The sequence below is a fragment of the Caballeronia sp. SL2Y3 genome, assembly GCF_022879575.1.
Classification (GTDB): Bacteria; Pseudomonadota; Gammaproteobacteria; order Burkholderiales; family Burkholderiaceae; genus Caballeronia.
Genome location: NZ_CP084260.1, coordinates 2,235,977 through 2,260,744 on the forward strand (window position 1 = coordinate 2,235,977; position 24,768 = coordinate 2,260,744).

The window sequence follows — 24,768 nt, forward strand, 5'->3', positions numbered from 1 at the left end:
CTTCAGCCCATATATCTCACGTTGACCTGCGGCCCGAACACTTCGCGCACCATGCCGACGAGATGATCGTGGTGGCTCAGAAAAATCACCTGTGTGCGCCTGGCGATATGCGCCAGCACGCGCAGGCCGGCGCGCGCGCGGCCATCGTCGAAATTGATGAACAGATCGTCCGCGACGAACGGCAGCGCCGATGCCTTCTCGCCGTGTTCCTCCAGCGCCGCGAGCCGCAGCGCGAGAAAAAGCTGATCGCGCGTGCCCTCGCTCATTCCGCCGATCTCGACATGCGCGCCGTTCGTCGCGCGCACGGCGGCGAGCGCCATCGGCTGGCGGTCGTAATCGACGACGAGCCGCGAGAACGCCCCGAGCGTCAGCTCCGCGAAGATGGCGCTCGCGCGCGACAGCATCGGACCCTGGCGGCGCTCGCGGTAACGGTCGATGGCCCACTTCAGCAGCGTCGATGCCGTCTCCACCTTGATGAAGCGCTCGGCGGCGTCGGCCATGGCGGCAAGCGCTTCCTGACGCTTGGCCTCGGCGCGCGCCGCGTTGGCTTCGCCCGAGATCGCCTTCAATTCACGTTCCGCCGCGTCGAGTTCGGCGGCCAGCGCGGTCGAGACTTTCACCGATTCGTTGAGCGCGCTGCTCGTCAGCGACAGTTGCGCCTGCACGTCCGCGATGTCCGCGCCGTCCACTTCCGCGATCAGCGCGTCGAGCGCGAGTCCGTCGCCGCCTTTGATGAACGCGTCGCGCGCCTCGTTCACGGCGGCGGTCAGGTCGCGCTTTCGTTGCGACTCGGCGATGCGCGCGGCCAGCAGTTCGGGCGTATCCACGCCCGCGAGTTCGTAGAGCGGGCGCAAAGTCGCGCGCGCTTCGTCGAGCGCAGCCTTCGCGGCGCTCGCTTGCTCGTTGGCGGTCGCCAATTCCTTGCGGATGCGCTCCGCTTCGCCGCGCGCCACGCACGCGCTCTCCAGCCGCGACGACAGTTCCGCCGAAATGCCGCTTGCTTCGAGCGCGGCAAGCTCACGGTCGATGTGCGTGGCGAGCCGCGCCGCGTCCGCTTGGAACGCGGCAAGCGACGCGCGCATCGGTTCGATCTGTTGCGAGCGGATGGCATCGACTTGCGCGAGTTGATCGCCGATTTTCTTCACGATGCCGATGGCCGTTTCCGCCGCCGCCTGCGACTCCGCCGCGATTGCGAGCCCTGCGCGCCCGACCGCCGCCGACCAGTCGCGCTGCCACTGCTCGAACGACTCGCGCGCGGTCTTCGCGGCGCGTTGACGCGCGATGCTCTCGGCGCGGGCCGCGTCCAGTTGTTCGCTCACGTGGCGCCGCGTGACCGCTGCCTCGTCGATGGTGCTGATATGGCGCTCGGCGATGTCGCATAGCGCGTCGAGGTCGGCGGATGCATCGGCAGCCACGCCCGCCTGCGCGAGTTGCCGCGCGAGTTCGGCCCGGCGCGCTTGTGCATCGGCGGATTCGCGTGCGAGTTCTTCCGTGCAGCGGTCGAGCGTCTGCCATGCGGCAAGCGCCTGATCGCGGCGCGCGAGCCAGGACGGCGCGTCGTCGAGCGCCATGTCCGCGATTTGCGATTGAGCGGCCAGCGCGGCCCACGCGGCGTCGAATTCAGCGAGCGCCGTCGCGGCATCGCGCGCGGCCTGCTCGCGACGCGCGACGGTTTCCTGTTCCGCCGCCACGCGCCGCTTCAGCGCGACGAGCTGCGTTGCCTGCCCGACGGAGCCGATCTGACGATCCGCGAGCCCGTCGGCGGCGTGCATCGCGGTTTCGAAGCGCGGCGCGGCTGCGGCGAGCGGCGTCTCGCCCGCGCGGATGGCGTGCCACGCGGCGTTGCGCGCATCGCGTGCCTCGCGGACATCGGCAGCCGTCACGACATCGTGCGTCTGCACGAAATCGCCCAGTTCGGTCTGCGTCGCGTGCAGCGCGTCTTGCGCTTCCTTCAGCCGATCGCCGGCCATCGCGAGCCGCGAGGCCAGCGCCTGCCGTTCGTCGCGAAGCATCGCGATGCGCTCGGCGGCGGGCAGCGTCATCGCGCGCAATTCGGGCAGCGGCAGCGTCCACTTGCCGAGCGATGCGAGCGCCGCCTGCAAGGCGTGGTCGGCTTCGCGGCGGGCGTCGTCGAGGCGGCGCTGCGTCGTCGCGGTATCGCGAGACTTCTGTGCGGCCCGCAGCGCCATGCGCAAGCCGGGCGCGACGTCGCAATCGGACAGCGCGGCGAGCCGCGTCTGCAACGCCGCGATGTGCTCCGCGCTCTCTTGCGCCGCGCGCTCGGCGTTGCTGGCCGCGAGTTCCAGTTCGCCGCGATCGAGCATCAGACTCGACACGGTCTGAAGCACGAGCGGTCCGGGCAGCGACTGCCGCGCGCTCGCTTCATCTTGCGGCCAGCCGAGTTGCGCGCAGTCCTGCGCGATCTGCCGCACGCGCACGGCGACTTCGTGTTCGAGCCGCGCGATTTCGTTCGCATGATTCGCGCATTGATGCCGCGTCCCTTCGAGCGCGCGAATATCCGCTTCGACCGCGAGCAGCGCCTGATCGATGCGAATCTCGCTCAAGTCTTTCTGCAACTGCTCGACGTCGCGAATGTGCAGATCATGCGCGGTCTGCGCCGACGCCAGCCGCGTGAGCGCGTTTTGCAGCGTCGCTTCGGCGTTGGCGGGCAGATCGGCGGTATCGCCGAGTGCGCCGAGTTCGGCCGACTTCGCGCGCCAGACGTTGAGATACGGCGCGGCGCGGCGGATGCGTTCGAGCTTCGCGCGCATGACTTCGAGTTCCGCGCGACGCGCTTCCTGCTCGCGGCTGCGCTCCTGCGCCTCCTCCACCGCGCCGTGCGCCCGGCGCCACTGCGCCGTCCGCACGCTCGCCGCCTTCAGTTCGGCGGTGGCTTCTTCGTAATGCTTCAGCGCGACGTAGTACGCCCGCTCGCCCGACTTGCGCTTGGCCCAGAGACTGTCGGCTTCGTCGGCGAGACGCTGGCGCACCTCTCCCAGACTCGCGATGCCCGCCGCCGACTGAAACAGCACCTGCCCGACATCGCTCGATGCGTCGAGAATGCTCTGGCCGCCGCGAATCAGCGCGGTGTGATCGAGGCAGTACATCTGCTCGAAGAAGCTCTTGTCGGCGGTGCCGAGAAACGGCGCGAGCGCATCGGCGGCGAGCGGGTTGCCGTTCGGCGTCGTGAGCGGCGACTTGCGGCTCTTTGTGCGATGAAATCGGAGCGCCGCGCCGTCTTTCTCCAGCTTCGCGCCGAGCCGCAGATCGCTTTGCGGATGCAAAAACGCGAGCGACGAGCTATGCGGCATGCCGAAAAGCAGTTCGGAAATGGCCGTCTTGATGGTGGACTTGCCCGCCTCGTTCGGGCCGACGACGAAATGGAAATCGTGCTCCGCCCGCGGAAATTCGACGGCGTGATCCGTGAATTTGCCGAAGCGGATGAGATCGAGCTGACTGATGCGCATCCCGTTACTCCGCGTCCGCCAGTTGCGCGATGAGGCCGGAGCGCGCTTCGCTCACGAGCTTGGCAAGATCGCCATCGCGCACGTAGTCGAGCTTGGGCACGGACTTCTGCAAGTCGCTCGGCGCTTGCGTCGCGAGCGTGATGAGCCTGTCTTTGAGCATGCCGAGGAATTCGGGATCGGATTCGGCTTCGATCAGAAGCGCGTGAAGATCGGCGAGCGCGTCGCCGCCATCGGCCAGATCCGCTGCGGTGCGTTCGCGCGTGATCGGCTGCGTCGCGACTTTCACCTTTTCGAGCCACAAGCGGTCATGGCTGATCGCCGCGATCTGCGCGAGCACTTCGGCGCGTAGCTGCTTCTCGTTGGCGAAGAGTTCGCCGTGCGCCTTCGTCGCGCCAGTGATGCTCACGCGCACCGCATGCGGCACCGGGCGCTCGGCGGCATCCACCAGCGCCTCCAGCGCACGGCCGGCCGCGCGCGCGACTTCATCGAGCGTGTCGAGGCCGGAAGCATCGACATTCACGGCTTCCCAGCGCAATACGTCGATGAACAGCCGCTCGACGCTGACCTCCTCCGCCTCGGACACGCTGACGAGCACCGCGCCGCGCCGGCCCGTCTCGCGAATGGTGCGCCCCTGCAAGTTGCCCGGAAATACGATCGTCGATGCTTCCTGCCAGATCGCGAATTCATGCACGTGGCCGAGTGCCCAGTAGTGATACTCGCGCGCATGCAGTTCGGCGACCGTGCACGGCGCGTAGCTCGCGTGCATCGCCGCGCCTTCGAGCGCCGTATGCAGCACGCCGATATTGAAATAGCCGTCGACAGGCGGCGGATACGCGGTCACGAGATTCGTCGTCACCGCCTTGTCCTTGAAGCTGTGGCCGTGCAGCGCGACCTTCAGCGCGTCGATGCGATATGTCTGCGGCTTCTTCGTCGAAAACGTGTGGACGTTGTCCGGCAACTGAAGCTGGCTCGTCATTTCGCTCTCGGCGTCGTGATTGCCGTAGAGCAGATACACCGGAATGCCCGCGCGCCGCAGTTTGCCCATCTCCTTGCAGAAGAAGATGCCGGTGTTGTGATCGCGCCAGGTGCCGTCGTACAGGTCGCCCGCGATGACCATGAAGTCCACTTGCTCGTCGATGGCGACCGACACGAGCTTCGAAAACGCCTCGCGCGTGGCGTTGCGCAGCATGTCGGCGGGCGCGTCGGCGTAGGCGGAGAGCCCGTGCAGCGGGCTGTCGAGATGAATATCGGCCGCGTGAATGAAGCGCATGGCGCTGTCTCCTTTGAATGAGTGGTCGCGCTTCTCGCGTGTTCGAACGACGATGCTTGCAGACGTTCGGGACATTTCGCGTCTCGTTCGACGCGGTGCCTCGGCCCGCGCTCAAGAGACGCGAAATGTCCCGACACGCACGCAGAATTCGTCAACGTCAACACGCAGCGAGGTAACCCGATGACCAGTCCCTACACCGCTCATAACGTCGACGCCGCGATCGTGCATCTGGAGCGCGTCTTGTCGGCTGAAGGCGCGAATTCGCTATTCGGCCAGACCTACTGGCGCAAGCGCGTGCAGCAGGTCAGCGCGACGCGCGGCTTGCAGCGCGATCAGCGCATGCGGCTCGACCGTTTGATGAAACTGCTCGCCTCCGACGAATGCGAGGCGACATGCCAATGACGAACCGGCGAATCAACTGCGCTCGAGAGCCTGCGCCAGCGCGACGAACTCCGCCACCGGCACTTCTTCGGCGCGACGCGCGAGATCGAAGCCGAGCGCATCGAAATCGACCTTGTCGCGATACGCCGCGAGATTGTTGCGCAAGACCTTGCGACGCTGCGCGAACGCGGCCTTGACGACATCGCTCAGCACGGTTTCGTTGACCGCCGGCAGTTCATGCGGCGCGAACGGAATCATGCGCACGATCGCGGAATTGACCTTCGGCGGCGGCTGGAACGATTCGGGCGGCACGTCGATCAGCTTGTCCATCACGTAGCGGTATTGCAGCATCACCGACAAACGCCCGTATTCCTTGCTCGCGGGCTCGGCGATCATGCGCTCGACCACTTCGTCCTGAAGCATGAAGTGCTGGTCGATGACCTTCGGCGCGAACGTCGTCAGATGGAACAGCAGCGGACTCGAAATGTTGTACGGCAGATTGCCGACGATACGCAGCGACGGCTTGTCGCCCGCGAGCGCGAGCGTGCCGAAGTCGAATTCGAGCGCATCCGCCGAATGCACGACGAGCCGCTCGCCGAAGCGCTTTTCCAGCCGCCCGATCAGGTCGCGGTCAAGTTCAACGGCGTGCAGCGGCGACTCGGGCGTGGCGAGGCGCTCGATCAACGGCTCGGTGAGCGCCGCGAGCCCCGGCCCGATCTCGACCATGCGCTCGCCGCGCTGCGGCCCGATGGCGTCGACGATGGAATCGATCACGCCCTGATCGACGAGAAAGTTCTGGCCGAAGCGTTTGCGCGCCAGATGGCCCTGGTGTCGTGTGGACATACGTTTTCGTTGGATGCGCTCAGGCGCTGCGTTTGTGGCGCGCCATGGTCACGGCGGCGTCGATGGCGGCGATCATGCTGCCGGGGTCCGCGCGGCCCGTGCCCGCGAGATCGAGCGCGGTGCCGTGATCGACCGAGGTGCGGATGATCGGCAGGCCGAGCGTCACGTTGATGCCTTCGCCGAACGTCGCGTATTTCAGCACCGGCAGGCCCTGATCGTGAAACATGGCGAGCACACAGTCGGCGTCTTTCAGATAGCGCGGCTGGAACAGCGTGTCGGCGGGATACGGACCCGGCGCGTCGATGCCGAGCGCGCGGGCGCGTTCGAGCGCGGGCGCGATCACATCGATTTCCTCGCGGCCCAGATAGCCGTTTTCGCCCGCGTGCGGATTCAGACCCGTCACGAGAATACGCGGCGCGGCGAGTCCGAAATGCGCGCGCAGATCATGGTCGATGATGCGCAACGTCTCCACGATGCCGTCGATGCTCAACGCAGCCGATACGTCCTTCAGCGGCAAATGCGTGGTCGCGAGCGCGACGCGCAACGGGCGCTCGCCGCTGCCCGCGAGCATCATCACGACGCGCGGCGTGTGCGTGCGCTCCGCGAGATATTCGGTGTGGCCGGTGAAGGGGACGCCGGCATCGTTGATCGTGCTCTTTTGCAGCGGCGCGGTGACGATGGCATCGAAACGGCCCGCCACTGCGCCGTCGATGGCGGCATCGAGCAGGCCGAGCACGTAGCGCCCGTTTGCCGCGTTCAGCTTGCCGGCTTCGGCGGGCGCGGCAAGCGCGTGATGTTCGATCTCGATGAGGTCGCCGTTCGAGGGCCAGGCAGCGCCCGAACGCGCTTCGAGCAACGCACGGTCGCCGAGCACGACAAAGCGCACCGACGGCCAACGCTCTTGCGCCTGAGCGAGCGCCGCAGCCGTCAGTTCCGGACCGACGCCAGCCGGTTCGCCGGTCGTGATGGCGACGGTAAGCGGCCTGTCCGGATGCGCGGCGGTGCTCATGCGGCTTACTGCTGCGCCTCTTGCGCAGCGATGCCCTTGTACTGCACGTACGCCGTGTCGCGCAGTTCGCGCAGCCAGTCGGAGTACGCCTGCTCGGCCTTGCGCTGACCGATTGCCTGACGCGCGATGTCGAGCTGTTGCGTGGCGGTCCCTTCCGCATCGCGGCGGCCGAGCACCTGAATCAGGTGATAGCCGTATTCGCTGCGCACGGGGTCGCTCACCGCGCCGTCCTGCAGGTTGTTCATGGCGCGCTCGAATTCGGGCACGGTTTCGCCGGGGCTGATCCAGCCGAGGTCGCCGCCTTGCGAGGCCGAGCCGTCCTGCGAGTACGTGCGCGCGAAGTTGGCGAAGTCGCCGCCCGCGGCCACTTGCTGCTTGATATCGAGCAGCTTCTGGCGCGCGCTCGCTTCCGACATGCCGTCCGACACGCGCAGCAGAATGTGGCGCACATGCGTTTGCACGAGCTTCGGCGCATCGGCTGCGGTGCCTTCGCTCGCGCGACGTTCCACCAGCTTCACGATCTCGAAGCCGCCGTCGGTGCGCAGGAGCGTCGGCACAACCTGGCCCGGACGCAGCCCCGACACCGCCGAGACGATGCCTGCCGGCAGCGTGCCCGGCGTGCGAAAGCCGAGGTCGCCGCCCTTGCTGGCGTCGGTGTCTTGCGAATTCTGCTTGGCCAGCTTCGCGAAGTCTTCGCCGGCCTGCGCCTGCTTGAGCACGGCGTCGGCCTTGGCCTGCACCGTCGCGACCTCCGAATCCGGCGCGTTCGACGCGAGCTTGAACATGATGTGCTGCAGATGCAGGTCGCTCGCGTTGCGCGCGCCCGGCCCGCGCTGGCTGGCGATGTAGTTCGCCACTTCGCCGTCCGACACGGTGATCTTGCTGTCGACTTCCTTCTCGCGCAGCTTCGAGAGCGTGAGTTCGGTGCGCGCGTCGCGCACGAACGTCGCCCACGGCACGCCTTGCGCCTCGATGCGCGAGCGGTAGACGTCGAGCGTCATCTGATTCTGCTGCGCGAGGCGTTGCAGCGTGCGGTTGACAGTGGCGTCGTCGATCACGATGCCGTCCTCTTTCGCCTTCTGCAACTGGATGCGTTCGAGCACCATCTGGTCGAGCACCTGACGCCGCATCTGTTCGATGGGCGGCACAGGCGCGTTCTGCTGCTTGAGCCGCTGCACGATCAGGCTCGTGCGCTCTTCCAGCTCGCGTTGCGTGATGACGCCGTCGTTCACCACCGCGACGACGGAATCCGCCACCTGCACATTCGGGTTCGACAACGCCTGCGCACCGGCCGGCGAACTCACCATCAGCGCCGCTGTCAGCGCGCCCGCGGCAATCGCCGTCGATCGAAACAGTTTCATGTTTGCCACAGATACTCCATCAAATCCAGACTTGACCCATTCGTGCGCTGTGCGCTTCTTTGGCGTTGTAGTACGGCTTGTCACTCGTAGTCGCTGAAGCGGGCGAGCGGCGGAGCGGACGGCGGCGGCGGCTGATAGCCCTGAACGCTCGCGCGGAACGCGCTGACGAGACCGTTGTCGACCTTCGACAAGCCCTTGAACGTGATCTGCGCAAGCACGCGCGTACCCGACGAAGGCTGGCCGCTCGTGTTCACGCCGTTGGCGTAACGCTGCGCGCCGAAGCCGAGCGCCCAGCAGTCGGCATCGTACTGGAAGCCCACGAGGCCGTCGACGAGCCGGTGGCCGGCAAGATCATAATTGACACGCGCGACGGCATAGAGACGGTTCGTCAGCGGCCATTCGCCGGACACCAGCAACTGGTTGATCGGCTCGTTGACGAGCGTGGTCTGGTTCGAGCGCGTGTACCGGTAGCCGACGTTGATGACCTTGCGGTCCGCCGGACTGAACGCGAAGCCGACGCTCGTGCGCACGAGCTGGTTATTGTCGACATTATATTGGAACGCGGTTTCCGAAGCGAAACCAGCGCCCAGCTTGATTGCCGCGCCGGCGATCAGGTCCGAGTGCTTGGCCTCGTTGATCGGCTGGTCCTGGCTGATCGTGACGCGCTGGCTCGTGAAATAGTACTGCTGCGCGATCACGAAGCGCGCGCGCTCGTCGCCCGTCGCCGGATTGATGAAGCGCGTGGTCAGCCCGGCCGTCAGGCGGTTCGCGTCCGCGATGCGGTCGTTACCGACGAAGGTGTTAGGCGTGTAGATTTCCGCGAGCCCGAAGTCGGCTTCGGCGGTATCGAAGATCGGCGCGAAATTCTGATTGCGATACGGCGTGTAGACGTAATAGAGCCGCGGTTCGAGCGTCTGAATGTAGTCCTGCCCGAAGAGCCGCACGGAACGGTCGAACACGAGCCCCGTATCGAGACTGACCGTGGGAATCGACTCGGTGAAATTCTTCGGCTGCCCGGCCGGCGTCAGCGGCTGGCCCGGGATGGGCCCCGTCGCGATGTGACTCAGGTCGTACGACGCGAAGTGCCACTGAACCTTCGGCGTGAAGAAGTAGCCCGGCGCGTTGATCCCGTAACTCACGTACGGGTTCAAGTACATGCGCTGACCGTCGGTCGCGCCTTCCTGCGTGATCGTGAAGCGCGTGAAGTCCGCTTCCGCGCCGTAATCGAAGCCGCCGACGTTGTACTTGTTGTACTGCACGTTCAACTGTGGTTCGCGCGCGTACGGCGGAATCGACGGCTGCAGCGTCTGCCAGCGTTGCTCGCGGGCGAGCACGGACCACGGCCCGTTGTTGTACGTGAGCCCGGCTTCCTGCTGATACAGCAGCTGCGTGCCGTTCAGGAACTGATTCGACGCGTTGCCTAGGTCTTCCGGATATTGATCGTCCGAAACCTTGTTGTAATTGACGTAGCCGCCAAAGCCGCCGCCGAAGTTCTGCTGATGCTGCCAGAAGATCGCATAACGGTTCGTGTGCGTTTCGCGGTCGTTCGGCAGATAGTCGACCGTGAGCGAGCCCGAGTACGTCGGCGAGAGGTAGCGGTAGTTCGCTTCGCCGAGCACGCCGCGCCGCGACATGATGCGCGGCGTGACGGTCAGATCGCGGTTCGGCGCGATGTTGAAATAGTACGGGATCGTCGCTTCGAAGCCCGTCGTCGAACTGAGCGAGAACGTCGGCGGCAACAGGCCGCTGCGGCGGTCGCCCGTCAGCGGGAACGAGAGCCACGGGCTCGCGAACACGGGCACGCCCTGGAAGAACAGCACGCCGTTATGCGCGATGCCTTCTTCCGAGCCGGTATCGAAATCGAACGACGAGCCCTTGATGTACCACGCCGGGTTCGTGTCGCACTGGCACGCGGTATAGGTGCCGTGATCGACGCGCGCCCGCTCGTTGTCGATCAGATCGATGCGCTCCGCGCTGCCCGAGCCGCCCGTCAGATTGAAGTGGTACTTCGGGTTCGTCATGAACCCTTCGTTCGAATCCACCTTCAGATGCGCTTCCGGGCCGACGAACGACACGCCGTTGTTGATGAGCCTGACGTGACCGAAAGCATCGGCCATGTCCGTGTCCTGATCGTAATGCAACGCGTCGGCCTTGATGACCGTGACCGTGCGGCGCACTTCGGCGGAGCCTTTCGCCGCCATGTCCTCGTCGGACGTGCCGGTGGCCTTGTCGCCGAGCAGGAAGGTCGTGGGCTGCTGACCGCTTTTGAGCGGCCGTTCGAGCAACTGCGGCGCGAGACGCAGGCTGCCCGGACCGTCGATCGGCTGCGCGTCGGCGGCCGGACCGGCGAGCTGCGCATGCGCGAGAGCGGGCATCAGGCCGGGTACGGAAAGCAGCGCGGCGACGAGCCGCCGCCGGCGTGGCTGTGCGTCGCCTTGAATCTTCGATGCGGGAAACTGTCGTGGCGGCATGTATGGGTGGCGGTTCGATCCCGTTCGCGTCGGACGCGCTCGATGCCGCCAACTGAGCGGCCGCGGTTCGCCCGCGTCATTGCCGGAGTGAATTCGACGGTCCGTGGCTAGGCAGGGACGACACTCGATCGAACGATGACGCGGCACGGTCGTCGGCGCCTGGCGCCAGGCGCGAACAGATAGCTCAAGGATCGCTTAAAAAAGTCGTGGGGTATTATATGGCAAGATGTTTTGCCTCTCGAATTTATGACGCACATTCCCGCCGACACCCGCTTCGAGCAACTCCGTTCCTGGCTTCAGACTTTCGCCGAAACCTATCGGCTGAATCTGGACAGCCTCGCCCCCGCCTCCGCCGACGCCAGTTTTCGCCGCTATTTCCGTCTCGACTGCGATTCCGAGCACGGCAAGACGCTGATCGCCGTCGACGCTCCGCCGCCGGAAAAGTGTCGCGAGTTCGTGCAGGTCGCGGGCCTGCTGGAGGCTGCGAACGTGCATGTGCCCAAGATTCTGCAAACGGATTTCGACGCGGGCTTCATGCTCGTCACCGATCTCGGCACGACCACGTACATGTCCGTGCTCGATGAAAAGAACGCACGGCCCTTGATGCGCGCGGCCATCGACAGCCTGATCCGCTTTCAGCGGACCGCGCGCGAAGGCGTGCTGCCGCCGTTCGACGAAGCGTTCCTGCGCCGCGAGATGGAACTGATGCCCGAGTGGTTCATCGGCCGGCATCTGGGCCGCGAAGTGACGGCGGACGAACGCAAGACGCTCGACGACACGTTCACGCTGCTCGCAGAAAGCGCGCTCGCGCAGCCGCAGACCTTCATGCTGCGCGATTTCATGCCGCGCAATCTGATGGTGAGCGAGCCGAACCCCGGCGTGCTGGATTTTCAGGACGCGGTGTACGGCCCGATCACGTACGACATGGCCTCGCTCATGCGCGACGCGTTTATCAGTTGGGACGAGGAGTTTCAGCTCGATTGCATCGCGTATTACTGGGAGCGCGCGAAGAAGGCAGGACTGGACGTCGATCTGGACTTCGGCGAGTTCTATCGTCAACTCGAATGGATGGGCCTGCAACGCCACATCAAGGTGCTCGGGCTGTTCGCGCGCATCCATTATCGCGACGGCAAGTCACACTATCTGGCGGATCTGCCGCGTTTCATCGGCTATGCGCGCAAGGTCGCGGAGCGTTATGCGCCGCTCTGGCCGTTCGCGCGCCTGCTCGATTCGCTCGAAGGCCGCGCGGTCGAAGTCGGCTATACATTCTGATTCGCCATTCACGCATGACCCAACACCTGAAGACGGCGATGATCTTCGCCGCCGGCCGCGGCGAGCGCATGCGCCCGCTCACCGATACATGCCCGAAGCCGCTGCTCGAAGCGGGCGGCAAGCCGCTCATCGTCTGGCAGATCGAGCGGCTCGCGGCGGCGGGCGTCGGAACCATCGTCATCAATCACGCATGGCTCGGCGCGCAGATCGAAGCGGCGCTCGGCGACGGATCGCGTTGGGGCGTCGAGTTGCGCTTTTCGCCCGAGGGGGAGGCGCTCGAAACGGCGGGCGGCATCGCGAAGGCGTTGCCGCTGATCGGCGAAGGCGTGTTCATCGCGGTGAGCGGCGACGTGTTCTGCGATTTCGACTACGCGACGCTGCGGGAACGCGCCGGCGAACTCACGCGCAGCGAACAGCCGGGCCTGCATCTGGTGATGACGCCGAATCCGCCGTTTCACCCGAACGGCGATTTCGCGCTGATCAACGGCAAGCTCGCGCTCGATGGCTCGCCGCGCTACACGTTCGGCAACATCGGTCTGTATGACACGCGCATGTTCCGCGATCTCGCGCCCGGCACACGGCGCGCGCTGACGCCCTACTATCGCGAAACCATCGCGCAGGGACGCGCGACCGGCGAACTGTACGAAGGCCGCTGGGAGAACGTCGGCACGCCGCAGCAGCTTCAGTCGCTGGACAAGGAACTTCGCGCGCGCTGAGCGCCCCGGAATGGGACGCATCCGATGGTAAAATGCGCGGTTCTTCCGTCTTTTCCCTCCAGCCGCACGCCGCTGCCGACACGTCACCATGTCCGATACTCGCCCCGATACCCTCTTTGCGCTCACCGCGCTTTCGCCGCTCGACGGCCGCTACGCCGCCAAAACCGAAGCACTGCGCGACTGGCTTTCCGAAGCGGCTTTCATGCGTCATCGCGTGACGGTCGAGATTCACTGGCTGATCGCGCTCTCGCGTGCGGGTTTCGCCGAAGTGCCGCGCTTTTCCGAAGCCGCCGAGCAGTTTCTGCTGGGCCTCGTCAGCCGCTTCACCGCGCACGACGCGGCGCGCATCAAGGATATCGAACGCGTCACGAATCATGACGTGAAGGCGGTCGAGTACTGGCTCAAGGAATCGGTCAAGGGCCAGCCGGAACTGGAGCGCGCGAGCGAGTTCATCCATTTCGCTTGCACGTCGGAAGACATCAACAACACGTCGCATGGGCTCATGCTCGCGGGCGCTCGCGAACACGTGATCCTGCCCGCGCTGCGTTCGGTGCACGAGCGCCTCGTCAAGCTCGCGCACACGCACGCCGAACAGCCGATGCTTTCGCGCACGCACGGCCAGCCCGCCAGCCCGACGACGCTCGGCAAGGAAATCGCGAACGTCGCGGCGCGCCTGTCGCGTGCGATCGAGCGTATCGCGCATGTGCCGCTGCTCGGCAAGATGAACGGCGCGGTCGGCAACTACAACGCGCATCTGTCGGCGTATCCGGAGTTCGACTGGGAAGCGTTCTCGAAGGATGTCGTCGAGAACCGGCTGAAGCTCACGTTCAATCCGTACACGATCCAGATCGAACCGCACGATTACATGGCCGAACTGTTCGACGCCGTCGCGCGCGCAAACACGATCCTGCTGGACCTCGACCGCGACGTCTGGGGCTACATCTCGCTCGGCTACTTCAAGCAGCGCACGAAGGCTGGCGAAATTGGTTCTTCGACGATGCCGCACAAGGTCAATCCGATCGACTTCGAGAACTCCGAAGGCAATCTCGGTCTCGCGAACGCGACGCTGCGCCACCTCGCCGACAAGCTGCCGATTTCGCGCTGGCAGCGCGATCTCACCGATTCGACCGTGCTGCGCAACATCGGCGTCGCGTTCGGCTATTCGCTGCTCGCGTATGACGCGCTGATCCGCGGGCTCGACAAGCTGGAAGTGAACGCCGCGCGGCTGAACGAAGACCTCGACAACTGCTGGGAAGTGCTCGCGGAGCCGGTGCAGACCGTGATGCGCCGTTACGGCATCGAAAATCCGTACGAGCAACTGAAGGAACTGACGCGCGGCAAAGGCATCACGCGCGAGGCGCTGCAAGCGTTCATCGGCGGCCTCGCGATTCCGGCCGACGCGAAGCAACTGCTGCTCGACATGACGCCGGCGTCGTACATCGGCAAGGCGGCGCAGCTGGCGAAGCGTATCGCTTAACGCTGGCCGCCGCGTAGCAAAAGAAAGCCCCGCGCTCTCGCGAGCGCGGGGCTTATTCTTTGCAGCACGTTCAGCGCGTCTTGAGCTTCTCGATCACGTCATCGACGATCTGCTCAGGCGTCTTCTCGATGCTCTCGATGATCGCCTCGTCCTCGCCCGGTTCTTCGAGCGTGTTGAGCTGGCTCTCCAGCAGCGACGGATCGAAGAAGTGTCCGGTGCGCGTTTGCAGGCGCTCCTGCAGCGTCTCGAAAGTGCCGTGCAGATAGACGAAGCACACGTCCTTGTCGCCGTCGCGCAGGATGTCGCGGTACGAGCGCTTGAGCGACGAACACGTGAACACCGCCGTCTCGCCGGCGCGCTGCTTCTCTTCGATCGCCGCGCGTATGGTCTCGAGCCACGGCCAACGGTCTTCGTCGGTGAGAGGAATGCCGTGGTGCATCTTTTCCTTGTTGGCGGCGCTGTGAAAGGCGTCGCCGTCCGTGAACGGACAATGCAGGCGCTCCGCCAGCAATTCGCCGATTCGGGTCTTGCCGGCGCCCGACACGCCCATCGCGATGAGAATCATCTAAAGCTCCTTACACGACCGCCGCGAGTGCGAGGGTCAAACCGAGTCCCATCAGAGAAATGATGGTTTCCAGCAACGACCAGGTCTTGAACGTCTGTCCGACCGTCATCCCGAAATATTCTTTGATCAGCCAGAAGCCGCCATCGTTCACATGCGAGAAGATGAGCGAGCCCGAGCCCGTGGCCAGCACCAGCAATTCCGGCGTGACGTGCCCGCCCGCTGCCGCCGCGACCGGTGCGACGATGCCGCACGCGGTCGTCATGGCAACTGTAGCCGAACCCGTCGCGAGACGAATGAGCGCAGCGACGAACCAGCCGAGCAACAGCGGCGACAGGTTCGCCGACGCCGCCGTCGAGACGATCTGCTGCGAGATGCCGCTATCGCGCAGAACCTGACCGAAGCCGCCGCCCGCGCCCACGATCAGCGTAATGCCTGCGATCGGAGCAAGACACTCGCCGCAGAACTTCTGAATCTGCTCGCGATTGAAGCCCTGTTTCGCGCCGAAAGTCCAGAAGCTGACCAGCACGGCGATCAAGAGCGCCATATCCGACTGGCCGATGAAGCGCAGCAGATTGTTCGGCAAGGTCTTCGGCGCAAAGATCAGATCGGCCCAGCTTCCGACTAGCATCAGAATGACCGGCAGCAAGATGGTGAACAGCGTGATGCCGAAGCTCGGCAGGTCACGCTTCTTCTCGGTGTCGCCATGCTTTTGCGTGAACTGATCGGCGAGCGCGTTGGCATCCGGCAGCTTGACGTACTTGTGGATCAAGAGCGCGAAAAGCGGACCGGCGACGATCGCGGTCGGCACGCCGACGATCAGACCGTAAGCGATGGTCTTGCCGATATCCGCGTGGTACGCCTGCACGGCGAGCAACGCGGCCGGGTGCGGCGGAATCAGACCGTGCACGACAGAAAGACCTGCGACCATCGGCAGGCCGATCAGCAGCAGCGACTTGCCGGTTCGTCTCGCGACGTTGAACGCGATGGGAATAAGCAGCACGAAACCGACTTCGAAGAAAACCGGCAGGCCAACGATGATCGCGACGACCATCATCGCCCAGTGAATGTTCTTCTCGCCGAAGAGATTAATAAGCGTATTCGCGATGCGCTCGGCGCCGCCGGATTCGGCCATCATCTTGCCGAGCATGGTCCCGAGACCGACCACGACCGCGATGTGGCCGAGCGTGTTGCCGTTGCCGGTTTCGAACGACTTGACGATTTTGTCCATCGGCATTCCGACCGCGAGGGCCAGCAACACCGACACGATCATGAGCACCAGAAATGGGTAAACCTTGAAGCGGGCGATCATCAGGATCAGAACCGCGATCGCGATCACCGCGTAGAGCAGCAACATGCTCCCGTGGACGGCTGGCATAACGCCTCCTTGATTTTGTTGAGATTATTTGCGCTGCCCGTGCGTTTGCCGTCGCTGCCCTGCTTTGTCGGGCAATGTCCGGCAAGCGCACGCACGGCGCGGACGAACCGAATTCTACTGGTAAGCGGGAAATGCGTCGGTAAACGGCAGCCGACGCAATGTTCACGCCAAAAAGCAAAAAACCGATACTCGCTGGAGTATCGGTTTTTGGGATTGCTTCTGCGACTATGCAGCCGGTTTGGCTGCTGCGCGCGGATCGCCGCACCTGAAAGTCATTTCGCGCGGATTGCCGCCGCCGGGAACGCTATCGACGCCTTGCGCCACGACGACCTGCTGTTCCTTGCAAATGTTTGCAGCGGCTGCCGTGCACGCGTTCTGCGATTCGAAAAGACCCGAGCACGTCACTCGATAGGCGTTCGGTTCTCCGGCAATGTTGACTCTGCGGGCGGTGTAGGTCATGCCCGTATCCGTCGAACAGGCGGAGAGCGCGCCGGCGCATACGAGAGCGGTGATAAGAAGTTTGGACATCTTGGTTTCGTCAGTTCATGCGAGTGGCTGGATAGCGACGGTGGGTGATCGGGTGATCGGGCGATCGCGCGTGGCGATCGCCCGCTCTGCCCGAGTTTCCCCCGGGCCGCTGCTTACCAGCGATACGACGCGTTGGCGCTGTACACGGTGCCGTTGCGGCTCGTACCTGCACCCGCCTTCAGCACGAGGTTTTGCGTGACGCGCAGGTTCAGCGCGACGGCCGCAGCCGCATAGCCTTGGAACGACGCACCGCCCACACCGACGGACATGGTCTTGTCCTGATCGATGTTCGGAACCATCGCCAGCGCCGTGGCCGCCGCGATGCCCGAGTAGGCGCTGCGGCCGATGCTGTTCACCTGGTTCTGCATGCCGCTGACAGCGTTATCGGTGTAGCTGTTGGCCTGCGACACCGCGTCGCCCAGCTGCTTGACGTTGACCATGTCCGTGTCTTGCGTACCCGCAGCCACGTTCGTGATCTGGCGTTCGTTTCCAGCCGAACCCACCGACACGGTCTGCGCACGATCCGCCACGGAGCTGGCACCCAAAGCAACGGAGTTGTCCGCCGTCGCCTGGCTGTTCGCGCCGATCGCAGTGGCGTAGTTGCCGCTTGCGAGCGAACCTGCGCCATAGGCGGCGGTGTTCATGCCGGTTGCCTGAGCGTGTGCGCCAGCCGCCGTTGCATGCGGGCCGCTCGCGACAGCCGCTTCGGTCGTGCGGTCGCCGTTTGCTGCGAAGAGCGGACTGTCGTTCGCCGTCACGTTCTGGATGGAACTGGCCAGCGCATCCAACTGCGCCTTGTTGGCCAGGTCCGTCGGCGCGACGCCGGCCTGAACATTGTGAATCTGCGTGCCGTTGGCGCCCGCGAGCGTAATGTTGCCGTAGTCGTTCTCGCCGCTGGCGCCGGTGTCGAACGTCACCGCAGTCTTTGTCGCCTTGTTGCCGCCGTCGTACAGACCGGACTGCTTCAACTGGCCCACCGTGGCAACGTCACTGTCGGCGATACCGTCAGCAATGTTCGTGATCCGCAGCTTGTCCGTGCTGTTGCCGAACGAAACCGTGTTCGCCTGGTCGGCGACCGCGTTCGTCGCCAACGCCACAGCGTTTTCGGCCGTCGCGGAAGCATTGCCGCCGATGGCGATGGAGTTCTTGCCCGTCGCCGACGAGTCGATCAGGACCGAGTTGGCGTGGAAGTACTTCATGCCGCCGCCGTTCGTCGCGGTGCTGACTGCGGTCGAGAGGCTCGTGATGTCGCTTACCACCGTGCTAACCGTTGTCGACACCGAGTTGATACTGGTCGACATCGAGCTGATGGTCGTCGACATCGAGTTGACGCCGGTGGAGATCGACGTGGACAGCGAACTAAAGCCGGTCGGTCGACAACGCGTTCACCGTGCTGTTGGTCGTGCTCAGGCCACTCGACAGGCTGCTCACCGCGCTGTTGGTGGTGCTCAGGCCCGTCGACAGCGTGTTCACTGCGGTCGACACGCTGTCGACCTTGCTGCTCGTCGTGCTCAGGCCCGTCGACAGCATGTCGACCCGGCTATTGGTCGTGCTCAAGCCGGTCGACAGGCTGCTCACTGCACTGCCGGTCGTGCTGAGGCCAGTGGACAGCGAACCAACGCCAGTCGAAATGGAGTTGGACAACGAATTCACGCCAGTCGACAGACTATCAACCTGGCTGCTCGCCGTGCTGAGGCCGGTCGAGATGCTGTCGACCTTGCTTCCGACCGTGCTCATGCCGGTCGACAGGCTCGTTACCGCGCTGTTCGTCGTGCTGAGACCGGTGGACAACGTATTCACGGAACTCGACATCGAGCTCGCGTTGCTATTGACGGTGCCAAGGCCCGTCGAAAGGCTGTTGACCGCGCTGTTCGTGGTGCTGAGCCCCGTCGAGAGGCTGCTGACTGCGCTGTTTGTCGTGCTGAGGCTCGCCGAAATGCCGCTCACGGTGCTCGTGGTGGAACTCAGGCCGGTAGAGAGCGAACCCGAATACGTCGCTGTGTTATTGAAGCCGGTGCCTGTTCCACTGGAGCACGCCGTCACGACGGGCACTCCCGCCCACGCAGATCCATGCCCGAACAGGAGCGCGACCGATGCCGCCACGCCGGCCGTGACCCGGCCGTTCAGGACGGCCTTGGCGAGGCTGAACTCCCCCGACGCTGCGCCGCTCCCGTTCCCTGCGGCGACAGCGCCGCTCGAGACCTTCTTGCCACGCGCCATCGCGGTTTCTGCGACGGCGACGAACGTCCCTGCCTTCTCATTCCAAATACTGCGGTATGACTTATTCATAAACCGAATTGACCCACAAAAACGAGTGTCTTTTACAAAAAAAGAAAGAAACACCTTTGACCAAGACAGAGGATATTCACGCACGCACCTTTCTTAAAGCGGACACATCCTAAATTCGAAGAAACTCCATCGACACCACGATAATGCGGCCGCACAGATTTTCAGCAAATTCCTATATACGAATGACTCAGCACCCAATAGCCAAGAACAGGGCGTTCAGGCGTCGTTCAGGTCCGGGCGCGACGAGAAATTTTGTTAAAACGAAGCAGAAATAGTCGCGGCCATTCGCTAGGCGCGGAAGAAAATCATTTGGCAATGCGACGCACCGCCTGCGCGGCGGCGGTCAAGCTAAAGACAGGCGGACTGCGAAGATGGCTAAATGGCCGGTCAGAAAAAGCCGGCCAATAGCTTATAGCGGGGAAAAGATCAGTATGCGGAGGTGGATCAGCGCAGCGCCTTATCCATCAAGGCATTCAGCAATTGGCTGTAGTCAGCGACGAGTTTCGGATCGTCCGGTAGGAAACGCGAGATCGCTTTACGCTGCTCCTCGCGATACTGCGCGGCTTGCTGGTCGTGGCCGTCTATCGCCTCGATGACTCTGCGCGCTCCTTCACTCACGTTGTTTGCCTGGTAGTAGTAACCGAGATCCGTGCACAACGTCGCATTGTGCACAAGCGGGTATCCTTGCCAGCACACCTCGAGGTAAAAATAATTCAGCGGATTCTCCCATTGGTGAGAGACAACGATATCCGTCTTTTCTGCCAGGAAAGTCGGCGTATCGAAGCGCCCGAGAAATACCGCCTTGTGTTGGCGCACGATATCAAGTTGGTTCATCAGCGAGATAAATTCCCTGCAATTGATTGCAAGGTGCTGCGCGTTGGTCACTTGGAGCAACTCGATGGCGTCCGGCCGCTCACGATAGGCGAGCTCCGCAATCATCGCCGGATACAGGCAGAATTTGACGACGTTAATGTTAGGTTCCATCACGCTCAGTCGCCGCGGACCGCCGTATGGACGGTACTGACCCGAGTCGGGCAAATGAGCCGTGCGTGCGTTCAGAAACACCGGGCTCCAAATGAAAGGAACGACTCGCGCTGTCTGTCGACGCAGCACTTCGAAATAGGGCTGACTGATATTGGCGACCTGCGGGATCATCCAGATGTCGTCGTAACGCTGATTGACGAACAGGTTGTCCCCGAAGCTGGGCTTGTTGAACAGAATGGATTCCATCGTGTGGACATATTCGAATCCGCAACAATAGGAAACAAGCCGCGCGCCCCGCTGCTTCAGGTACTCGGTCGCGCCCGGGTCGATCTGCCCGCCCAACTCGATAAGCACATCGATGTTGTCCTTCGCGGCGCTGAAGGTCACGGTCGGCCAGCGATTCAGGTCCCACGGCAGCTTGTCCGTGATCGGAACGTGTGTCGTGTTAACGAGCACCACGCTTTGCACGTTCGGACAATTCTTCAGCGCCTCAGCGAGAAAGACCGCGTTCTGCTTGATGCCGTTGTTCCACAAAGTCTCGGCCTCGTGATGTAGACCGATCGTAATTACAACACGAAGCTTTTTCATCGTCCGATACTCCAGTGCCGCGCTGTCCGTTCAATTGTTTCTGCGATCATGTTCTCGCGTAAACCGCCTCTATCGCCTGCGTGTAGATACGCACGTTGTCTTCGTTCTCCGGATCGAGCGTATGGAGAAACGCTTTCGCTGTCGCACGGTAACTTGCCAGATTCTCATCGTGCACCGTGAAAGCGCGACGCAACGCCTTCCCGCCTTCCCGCCTTCCTCGCAGTCAAAATCGTGATAGCGGTAGCCGCAATTCCCGATGAGATGCGAGTTATGAATGAGCGGGTAACCACCGTATAACGCCTCGTAATAGACGTAATTCTGCGGGTTCTCCCACTGGTGACTGACCACGGCATCCACCGACACCGGCACGATCTGCGCGAACGGGTAACGGCCCTCGAAAAAGCCCAGTCCGTGCTTGACCAGATCGAGGCTCTGCGCGAATCCCGCGAACGCCGGATGCTCCTTCAGCTTGAAGGTGTTATATGCATACATGCGCTCGATCATGTCGGGATTCTCTCGATGCGCCGCCTCGCAGCAGAGCATGGGAATGAAACTCGTCTTCACCATGCAGACGTTCGGTTCGAAAATGCCGATACGCCAGCGGCGGCGACCAGGTTGATAGCCGAACGACTGCCCTTCCGGTAACTTCGCGACTTCGCGGTCCAGCACCACCGGGCTCCAAAGATGCGGCATGAGTTTGACCGGCGCGCGGAAAAGCGTCTCGAAATACGGCGCGCAGCTGCTTTCGTATTCGGGAAGCGTCCAGACTTCGTCGTAAGGCGCGCCCGAAATCAGCAACGCGTGCTGGAGATTGAAAACCATGCGCTCGATGTCGATCACATAATCGTTACCAACGCGCATCGTAATGATCTTGCCGCCCTTCTCTCGGAACTTGATCGACCATTCGCGGTTGAGTTGCGCGCTCATCTCGATCATCACGTCGAGCGTGGTCATCGCCGTTTCCATGTCGATGAGCGGCGCCGGCGAATCCACCAAAAAACGCTTCGCGTCTTCCGGACCGCCGTCTCCGCCGCCCGTCACGAGGTAGGTGGCCTTCACGCGCGGCGAGAGTTTCAGCAACATCACAAGATAAAGGCAATTCTGGAAAATGCCGTTTTCCCAGAGCGACTGCTCGCCTTTACGGATAAAGATCGATACGCCGACATTGAGCCGTTCCGGCATACGGGAATGTGTTTGCTTGTTCATACGCCGAGCTTCGCCTCGCTACCTTTGAAAAGGTTCAGTAACCGGTCGGCAAAGCTGTCCAGGTTCGCTTGATTGAAGGGATTCACTGAGTCGATGACACGCTGCGCGCGGGCTCGATAATCGGCAAGCGACGCATCGTGTTCCCGCGCCGCGCGCAACAGTTGGCGCCCGCCTTCCTGCGAGTCGAAACCCGGGTAGTAGTACCCGGCGTCGAGCCAAGGCGAGTTGTGCACGAGCGGATAGCCGCCATACAGCACGTCGAGATAAAGATAATTCTGGTCGTTGCCCCATTGATGCGACACGACAGCATCGGAGAATTGCGCCATGAAGCCCGCAATATCGTTGCGCCCGTGGAAGGTTGCCTTGCTGTCTTTTACGATATTCAGGGAGTTGGCCATCTGCACGAGCGTCGGATGGTCCTTCATGTGCAATGTGTTCAGCACATGCATGTGTGACACGCTGGAAGGATCGCTCCGGTAAGCCTCTTCGCAGGCGAGCATGGGAATGCTCGACGTTTTGACAACTGAAATATTCGGCTCGAAGATCGACACGCGGAAGCCCTGCCGCTGCGCATGAGCATTCAGCGACCCCTCGGCGCGCGGCTGATATCCGTAATGAAGTCCATGTTCGCTGACCTCCGCGATGCGCTGCTCCAGAAACTGCGGATGCCAGATGAAGGGCACGAGATGCACAGCGCAACGGTGAAGCGTGCGCATCATCGGAATGGAGAGACGGTCTTTGGCCATTAACCAGATCTCGTCGTAACGGTCCGGCCGCATTACGTGCACCGGTTTGTCGAACACCGGCGATTCGACGAGTCCCACATACGGCTGGCCGCAACAGTAATACACGACCTTCTTGCCTCGCGCACGCATCAGGTCGAGCCACTGCGTGTCGAGCGCGCCACCCATCTCGAAGATGACGTCGACGTGATCCGTCGCGTCGTGGGTCCGCATGATGCGCATGCCTTTCGCCGACGCATCCACTTGCGGAGGCAACATGTTCTGATCACCGACGTCGATGAGTGAAACGCTTTCTACGAAAGGCAACCGCTGCAACGCCTCACCCAGGAATACAACGTTCTGGCCGAGACCATTCTGCCAAATGTTTTGTCCTTGATGCGTGACGACAGATATTCCGATTCGAATAGTCACAGTTGATATCTCAGAAATGCGGGACTGCGTGTTTTGAAATGAACGTGCATGTTTCGGCTTTGTATCGGCAAAGCTTGGCTGCGCCGCGGAATTACACATTCCCGGCCCGAAGTCCCCACGGACGAGCGGAAGCATCAATGAGTCTAAAGGACGAACGGGCAGCCTACCGCTTGAATATATAGAAGATTGTCGAAATTTCCCAGCGATCCAGAAATTTATAAGAGTAGTCCCAGTGTTTCGAATCCTGCAAGGAAGCGAAGCGCAGCCGCTGGACGTGCGCGAGAAGAAGACGGAGGGAACGAATTGGTTAAGGTTTGACAGGACGCTATCGCTTCGAGCGCAGAGGTAGCGGTCTTCCGGTACACGGCACGCGTCACTGCCGCCTGCGGCACCGAGTTCCGCACACTTCAGCCAGACAAAGGCTGACAATTACTTGGCGAATGGCGATAATCTTTGCGTCTGGACAATTAAATCGCTAATCAATTGCTTTTTATCATTCTATTTATCTAGGCAATTCGGAATAGTCGTCATTCGGCACATAACCATCCACTGCTAATATGGCGACGAGCATGACGTCCGTAGTTAATCCGGATGAGCGAATCAACTGACCGAAAGTCAGTTAATTCTCGTCATGTTCATTTTCATCAGGAACGATCTTGCATAACCGCCGGAACTGAAGCTTCCATATCGGAGTTCAGCGCCGAATGCGAGTTAAAGTTCCGTCACAGGCAAGCTGTTCCCTTTATTAATTAGCAGGAATCTCGTTATGATTAAAATCGATCGCAGCGCGTTGACGCAAGCGCAGGTGGCAGGCGGCTCCACGAAGAGCAGTTCCAGTTCCACTTCGTCGACAACCGTCAATATCAACATCTCGTCGCAAACTATACTGCCCTGAACGCCGTAAGCGCACTAGCCGGTCTGGCACGCGTTAAAGGTGTAATAAAGTTGTCCGGCTCGGGTTAACCGAACCGGACAACGAATTCCGGGCAGCGCACGAGCTTTCCCGCAAGGCCTTTGTTCTATTGAGTTGCGACGTCGATCTAGCCATAAGAACAACGCCAGCGCAACGTAGCGGGTCCCACACGAGGCGATCTCACCGCGTAGGTTCAGAGAGACCGCCCCGCACTACCCTTCTTACTTCTGCGGTGCAAGCTCACTCGCAGCACGCGCTAGCCGCGTCACTTCCTCCCAATTCTGCGCAGCGAGCGCCGCCTTCGGCGTCAGCCAAGATCCCCCGACACAGACGACATTCGGCTGCGCGAGAAACAGCGACGCCGTCTCCGCAGTAATACCGCCGGTCGGGCAAAACTTCAGATTCGGGAACGGCCCATAAAACGCCTGCAGCATCGGAACGCCGCCCGCCTGCTGCGCGGGGAAGAACTTCACGATTTCATAGCCCAGTTCCATCGCGGTAATGATGTCGCTCGGCGTCATCACGCCCGGCAGCAGCGGCAATCCAGCGTCCTGCGCGGCCTTATGCATGTCTTTCGTCAGGCCCGGCGACACGCCGAACTGTGCGCCAGCCTTCTTCGCCTGCTCGCAATGCTCCGGCTTCGTAATCGTGCCAACGCCGACGACGATGTCCTCCGCGAGTTGACTCGCGCGTTCAATCGCCCCGATGCCCGCCGCCGTGCGCAAGGTGATTTCGAGCACCTTCACGCCGCCCGCATGCAGCGCCCGCGATACATGTTCGCCCTGCTCGACCGAATCGAATGCGAGCACCGGAATGACCGGGCCCAGACGCACGATTTCGCTTACCGTCTTCATGTGATGCGACTCCTTCTTGTGTGCGGCGACGCTGTCGTCGGACCG

At 62.7% G+C, this 24,768-nt stretch carries 18 protein-coding genes and 1 pseudogene; 4 read left to right on the plus strand and 15 right to left on the minus strand.

Annotated features, from left to right (window positions below; genetic code table 11):
• Positions 1–2: 2 nt before the first annotated feature.
• Together LDZ26_RS10570 and LDZ26_RS10575 are read right to left on the minus strand one after the other, a co-directional pair.
• A complete protein-coding gene (locus LDZ26_RS10570) occupies positions 3–3,467 on the minus strand; it encodes a YhaN family protein (protein WP_244847197.1) in 3,465 nt (1,154 codons plus the stop codon).
• Between the two features lie 4 nt (positions 3,468–3,471).
• Entirely contained in the window at positions 3,472–4,737 is a 1,266-nt protein-coding gene (locus LDZ26_RS10575; RefSeq protein ID WP_244847198.1) for a DNA repair exonuclease, read from the minus strand.
• Between the two features lie 180 nt (positions 4,738–4,917).
• On the opposite strand from LDZ26_RS10575, the gene LDZ26_RS10580 reads away from it, so the two are divergent.
• Complete coding sequence (locus LDZ26_RS10580; protein WP_244847199.1) at positions 4,918–5,139, plus strand: hypothetical protein; 222 nt, start codon at positions 4,918–4,920, stop codon at positions 5,137–5,139.
• A gap of 12 nt (positions 5,140–5,151) precedes the next feature.
• Here the strand turns inward: LDZ26_RS10580 and rsmA are convergent, their stop codons facing one another.
• The 4 genes from rsmA to LDZ26_RS10600 form a co-directional block, all read right to left on the minus strand.
• Positions 5,152–5,961 (minus strand): 16S rRNA (adenine(1518)-N(6)/adenine(1519)-N(6))-dimethyltransferase RsmA, encoded by an 810-nt coding sequence (gene rsmA, locus LDZ26_RS10585; RefSeq protein WP_244847200.1) that lies wholly within the window; start codon positions 5,959–5,961, stop codon positions 5,152–5,154.
• Positions 5,962–5,980: 19 nt separating this feature from the next.
• Entirely contained in the window at positions 5,981–6,970 is a 990-nt protein-coding gene (pdxA, locus tag LDZ26_RS10590) for a 4-hydroxythreonine-4-phosphate dehydrogenase PdxA (protein WP_244847201.1), read from the minus strand.
• Between the two features lie 5 nt (positions 6,971–6,975).
• Complete coding sequence (locus LDZ26_RS10595; protein ID WP_370650612.1) at positions 6,976–8,340, minus strand: peptidylprolyl isomerase; 1,365 nt, start codon at positions 8,338–8,340, stop codon at positions 6,976–6,978.
• 71 nt (positions 8,341–8,411) lie between these two features.
• Positions 8,412–10,802 carry an LPS-assembly protein LptD gene (locus tag LDZ26_RS10600; protein WP_244847203.1) on the minus strand — a complete coding sequence of 797 codons (2,391 nt, stop codon included), beginning with the start codon at positions 10,800–10,802 and terminating at the stop codon, positions 8,412–8,414.
• A 246-nt stretch (positions 10,803–11,048) separates the two neighbouring features.
• On the opposite strand from LDZ26_RS10600, the gene LDZ26_RS10605 reads away from it, so the two are divergent.
• The 3 genes from LDZ26_RS10605 to purB all read left to right on the plus strand — a co-directional run bounded on the left by LDZ26_RS10605 (position 11,049) and on the right by purB (position 14,267).
• The gene (locus LDZ26_RS10605) at positions 11,049–12,074 is read left to right on the plus strand and encodes an aminoglycoside phosphotransferase family protein (protein ID WP_244847204.1); all 1,026 of its coding nucleotides are present in this window, start codon (positions 11,049–11,051) and stop codon (positions 12,072–12,074) included.
• Positions 12,075–12,088: 14 nt separating this feature from the next.
• On the plus strand, positions 12,089–12,790 hold the full coding sequence (gene murU / locus LDZ26_RS10610) for an N-acetylmuramate alpha-1-phosphate uridylyltransferase MurU (protein ID WP_244847205.1): 702 nt from the start codon (positions 12,089–12,091) through the stop codon (positions 12,788–12,790).
• Positions 12,791–12,878: 88 nt separating this feature from the next.
• Positions 12,879–14,267, plus strand: coding sequence for an adenylosuccinate lyase (purB, locus tag LDZ26_RS10615; protein ID WP_244847206.1), 1,389 nt, complete (start codon positions 12,879–12,881; stop codon positions 14,265–14,267).
• 70 nt (positions 14,268–14,337) lie between these two features.
• Here purB and LDZ26_RS10620 read toward each other — a convergent pair whose 3' ends face one another.
• The 9 genes and pseudogenes from LDZ26_RS10620 to eda form a co-directional block, all read right to left on the minus strand.
• On the minus strand, positions 14,338–14,832 hold the full coding sequence (locus tag LDZ26_RS10620; RefSeq protein WP_244847207.1) for a gluconokinase: 495 nt from the start codon (positions 14,830–14,832) through the stop codon (positions 14,338–14,340).
• Positions 14,833–14,842: 10 nt separating this feature from the next.
• A complete protein-coding gene (locus tag LDZ26_RS10625; protein ID WP_244847208.1) occupies positions 14,843–16,207 on the minus strand; it encodes a GntP family permease in 1,365 nt (454 codons plus the stop codon).
• 225 nt (positions 16,208–16,432) lie between these two features.
• Entirely contained in the window at positions 16,433–16,735 is a 303-nt protein-coding gene (locus tag LDZ26_RS10630) for a hypothetical protein (protein WP_244847209.1), read from the minus strand.
• A 113-nt stretch (positions 16,736–16,848) separates the two neighbouring features.
• Positions 16,849–18,057: a YadA-like family protein gene (locus LDZ26_RS10635; protein ID WP_244847210.1), complete on the minus strand. Its 1,209-nt coding sequence runs from the start codon at positions 18,055–18,057 to the stop codon at positions 16,849–16,851.
• A gap of 37 nt (positions 18,058–18,094) precedes the next feature.
• The gene (locus LDZ26_RS25660) at positions 18,095–19,024 is read right to left on the minus strand and encodes an ESPR-type extended signal peptide-containing protein (RefSeq protein WP_370650613.1); all 930 of its coding nucleotides are present in this window, start codon (positions 19,022–19,024) and stop codon (positions 18,095–18,097) included.
• 444 nt (positions 19,025–19,468) lie between these two features.
• Positions 19,469–20,596 carry a DUF2827 domain-containing protein gene (locus LDZ26_RS10645; RefSeq protein WP_244847212.1) on the minus strand — a complete coding sequence of 376 codons (1,128 nt, stop codon included), beginning with the start codon at positions 20,594–20,596 and terminating at the stop codon, positions 19,469–19,471.
• Between the two features lie 46 nt (positions 20,597–20,642).
• Positions 20,643–21,802, minus strand: a pseudogene (locus LDZ26_RS10650) (DUF2827 domain-containing protein).
• Positions 21,799–23,091 (minus strand): DUF2827 domain-containing protein, encoded by a 1,293-nt coding sequence (locus LDZ26_RS10655; RefSeq protein WP_370650614.1) that lies wholly within the window; start codon positions 23,089–23,091, stop codon positions 21,799–21,801. The pseudogene LDZ26_RS10650 and the gene LDZ26_RS10655 overlap by 4 nt, the downstream one beginning before the upstream one ends.
• A gap of 999 nt (positions 23,092–24,090) precedes the next feature.
• Positions 24,091–24,723, minus strand: coding sequence for a bifunctional 4-hydroxy-2-oxoglutarate aldolase/2-dehydro-3-deoxy-phosphogluconate aldolase (eda, locus tag LDZ26_RS10660; protein ID WP_175945030.1), 633 nt, complete (start codon positions 24,721–24,723; stop codon positions 24,091–24,093).
• Positions 24,724–24,768: the final 45 nt, after the last annotated feature.

Bases quoted from the DNA above. Each gene is read 5' to 3' on its own strand.
- eda (WP_175945030.1), bottom strand. From the start codon at position 24,723: ATGAAGACGGTAAGCGAAATCGTGCGTCTGGGCCCGGTCATTCCGGTG.
- LDZ26_RS10575 (WP_244847198.1), bottom strand. From the start codon at position 4,737: ATGCGCTTCATTCACGCGGCCGATATTCATCTCGACAGCCCGCTGCAC.
- LDZ26_RS10645 (WP_244847212.1), bottom strand. From the start codon at position 20,596: ATGAAAAAGCTTCGTGTTGTAATTACGATCGGTCTACATCACGAGGCC.
- LDZ26_RS10605 (WP_244847204.1), top strand. From the start codon at position 11,049: ATGACGCACATTCCCGCCGACACCCGCTTCGAGCAACTCCGTTCCTGG.
- LDZ26_RS10580 (WP_244847199.1), top strand. From the start codon at position 4,918: ATGACCAGTCCCTACACCGCTCATAACGTCGACGCCGCGATCGTGCAT.
- LDZ26_RS10630 (WP_244847209.1), bottom strand. From the start codon at position 16,735: ATGTCCAAACTTCTTATCACCGCTCTCGTATGCGCCGGCGCGCTCTCC.
- pdxA (WP_244847201.1), bottom strand. From the start codon at position 6,970: ATGAGCACCGCCGCGCATCCGGACAGGCCGCTTACCGTCGCCATCACG.
- LDZ26_RS10570 (WP_244847197.1), bottom strand. From the start codon at position 3,467: ATGCGCATCAGTCAGCTCGATCTCATCCGCTTCGGCAAATTCACGGAT.
- LDZ26_RS10635 (WP_244847210.1), bottom strand. From the start codon at position 18,057: ATGTCGACGACCATCAGCTCGATGTCGACCAGTATCAACTCGGTGTCG.
- LDZ26_RS10625 (WP_244847208.1), bottom strand. From the start codon at position 16,207: ATGCCAGCCGTCCACGGGAGCATGTTGCTGCTCTACGCGGTGATCGCG.
- LDZ26_RS10655 (WP_370650614.1), bottom strand. From the start codon at position 23,091: ATGCTTCCGCTCGTCCGTGGGGACTTCGGGCCGGGAATGTGTAATTCC.
- murU (WP_244847205.1), top strand. From the start codon at position 12,089: ATGACCCAACACCTGAAGACGGCGATGATCTTCGCCGCCGGCCGCGGC.
- LDZ26_RS10620 (WP_244847207.1), bottom strand. From the start codon at position 14,832: ATGATTCTCATCGCGATGGGCGTGTCGGGCGCCGGCAAGACCCGAATC.
- LDZ26_RS10600 (WP_244847203.1), bottom strand. From the start codon at position 10,802: ATGCCGCCACGACAGTTTCCCGCATCGAAGATTCAAGGCGACGCACAG.
- purB (WP_244847206.1), top strand. From the start codon at position 12,879: ATGTCCGATACTCGCCCCGATACCCTCTTTGCGCTCACCGCGCTTTCG.
- LDZ26_RS25660 (WP_370650613.1), bottom strand. From the start codon at position 19,024: ATGAATAAGTCATACCGCAGTATTTGGAATGAGAAGGCAGGGACGTTC.
- rsmA (WP_244847200.1), bottom strand. From the start codon at position 5,961: ATGTCCACACGACACCAGGGCCATCTGGCGCGCAAACGCTTCGGCCAG.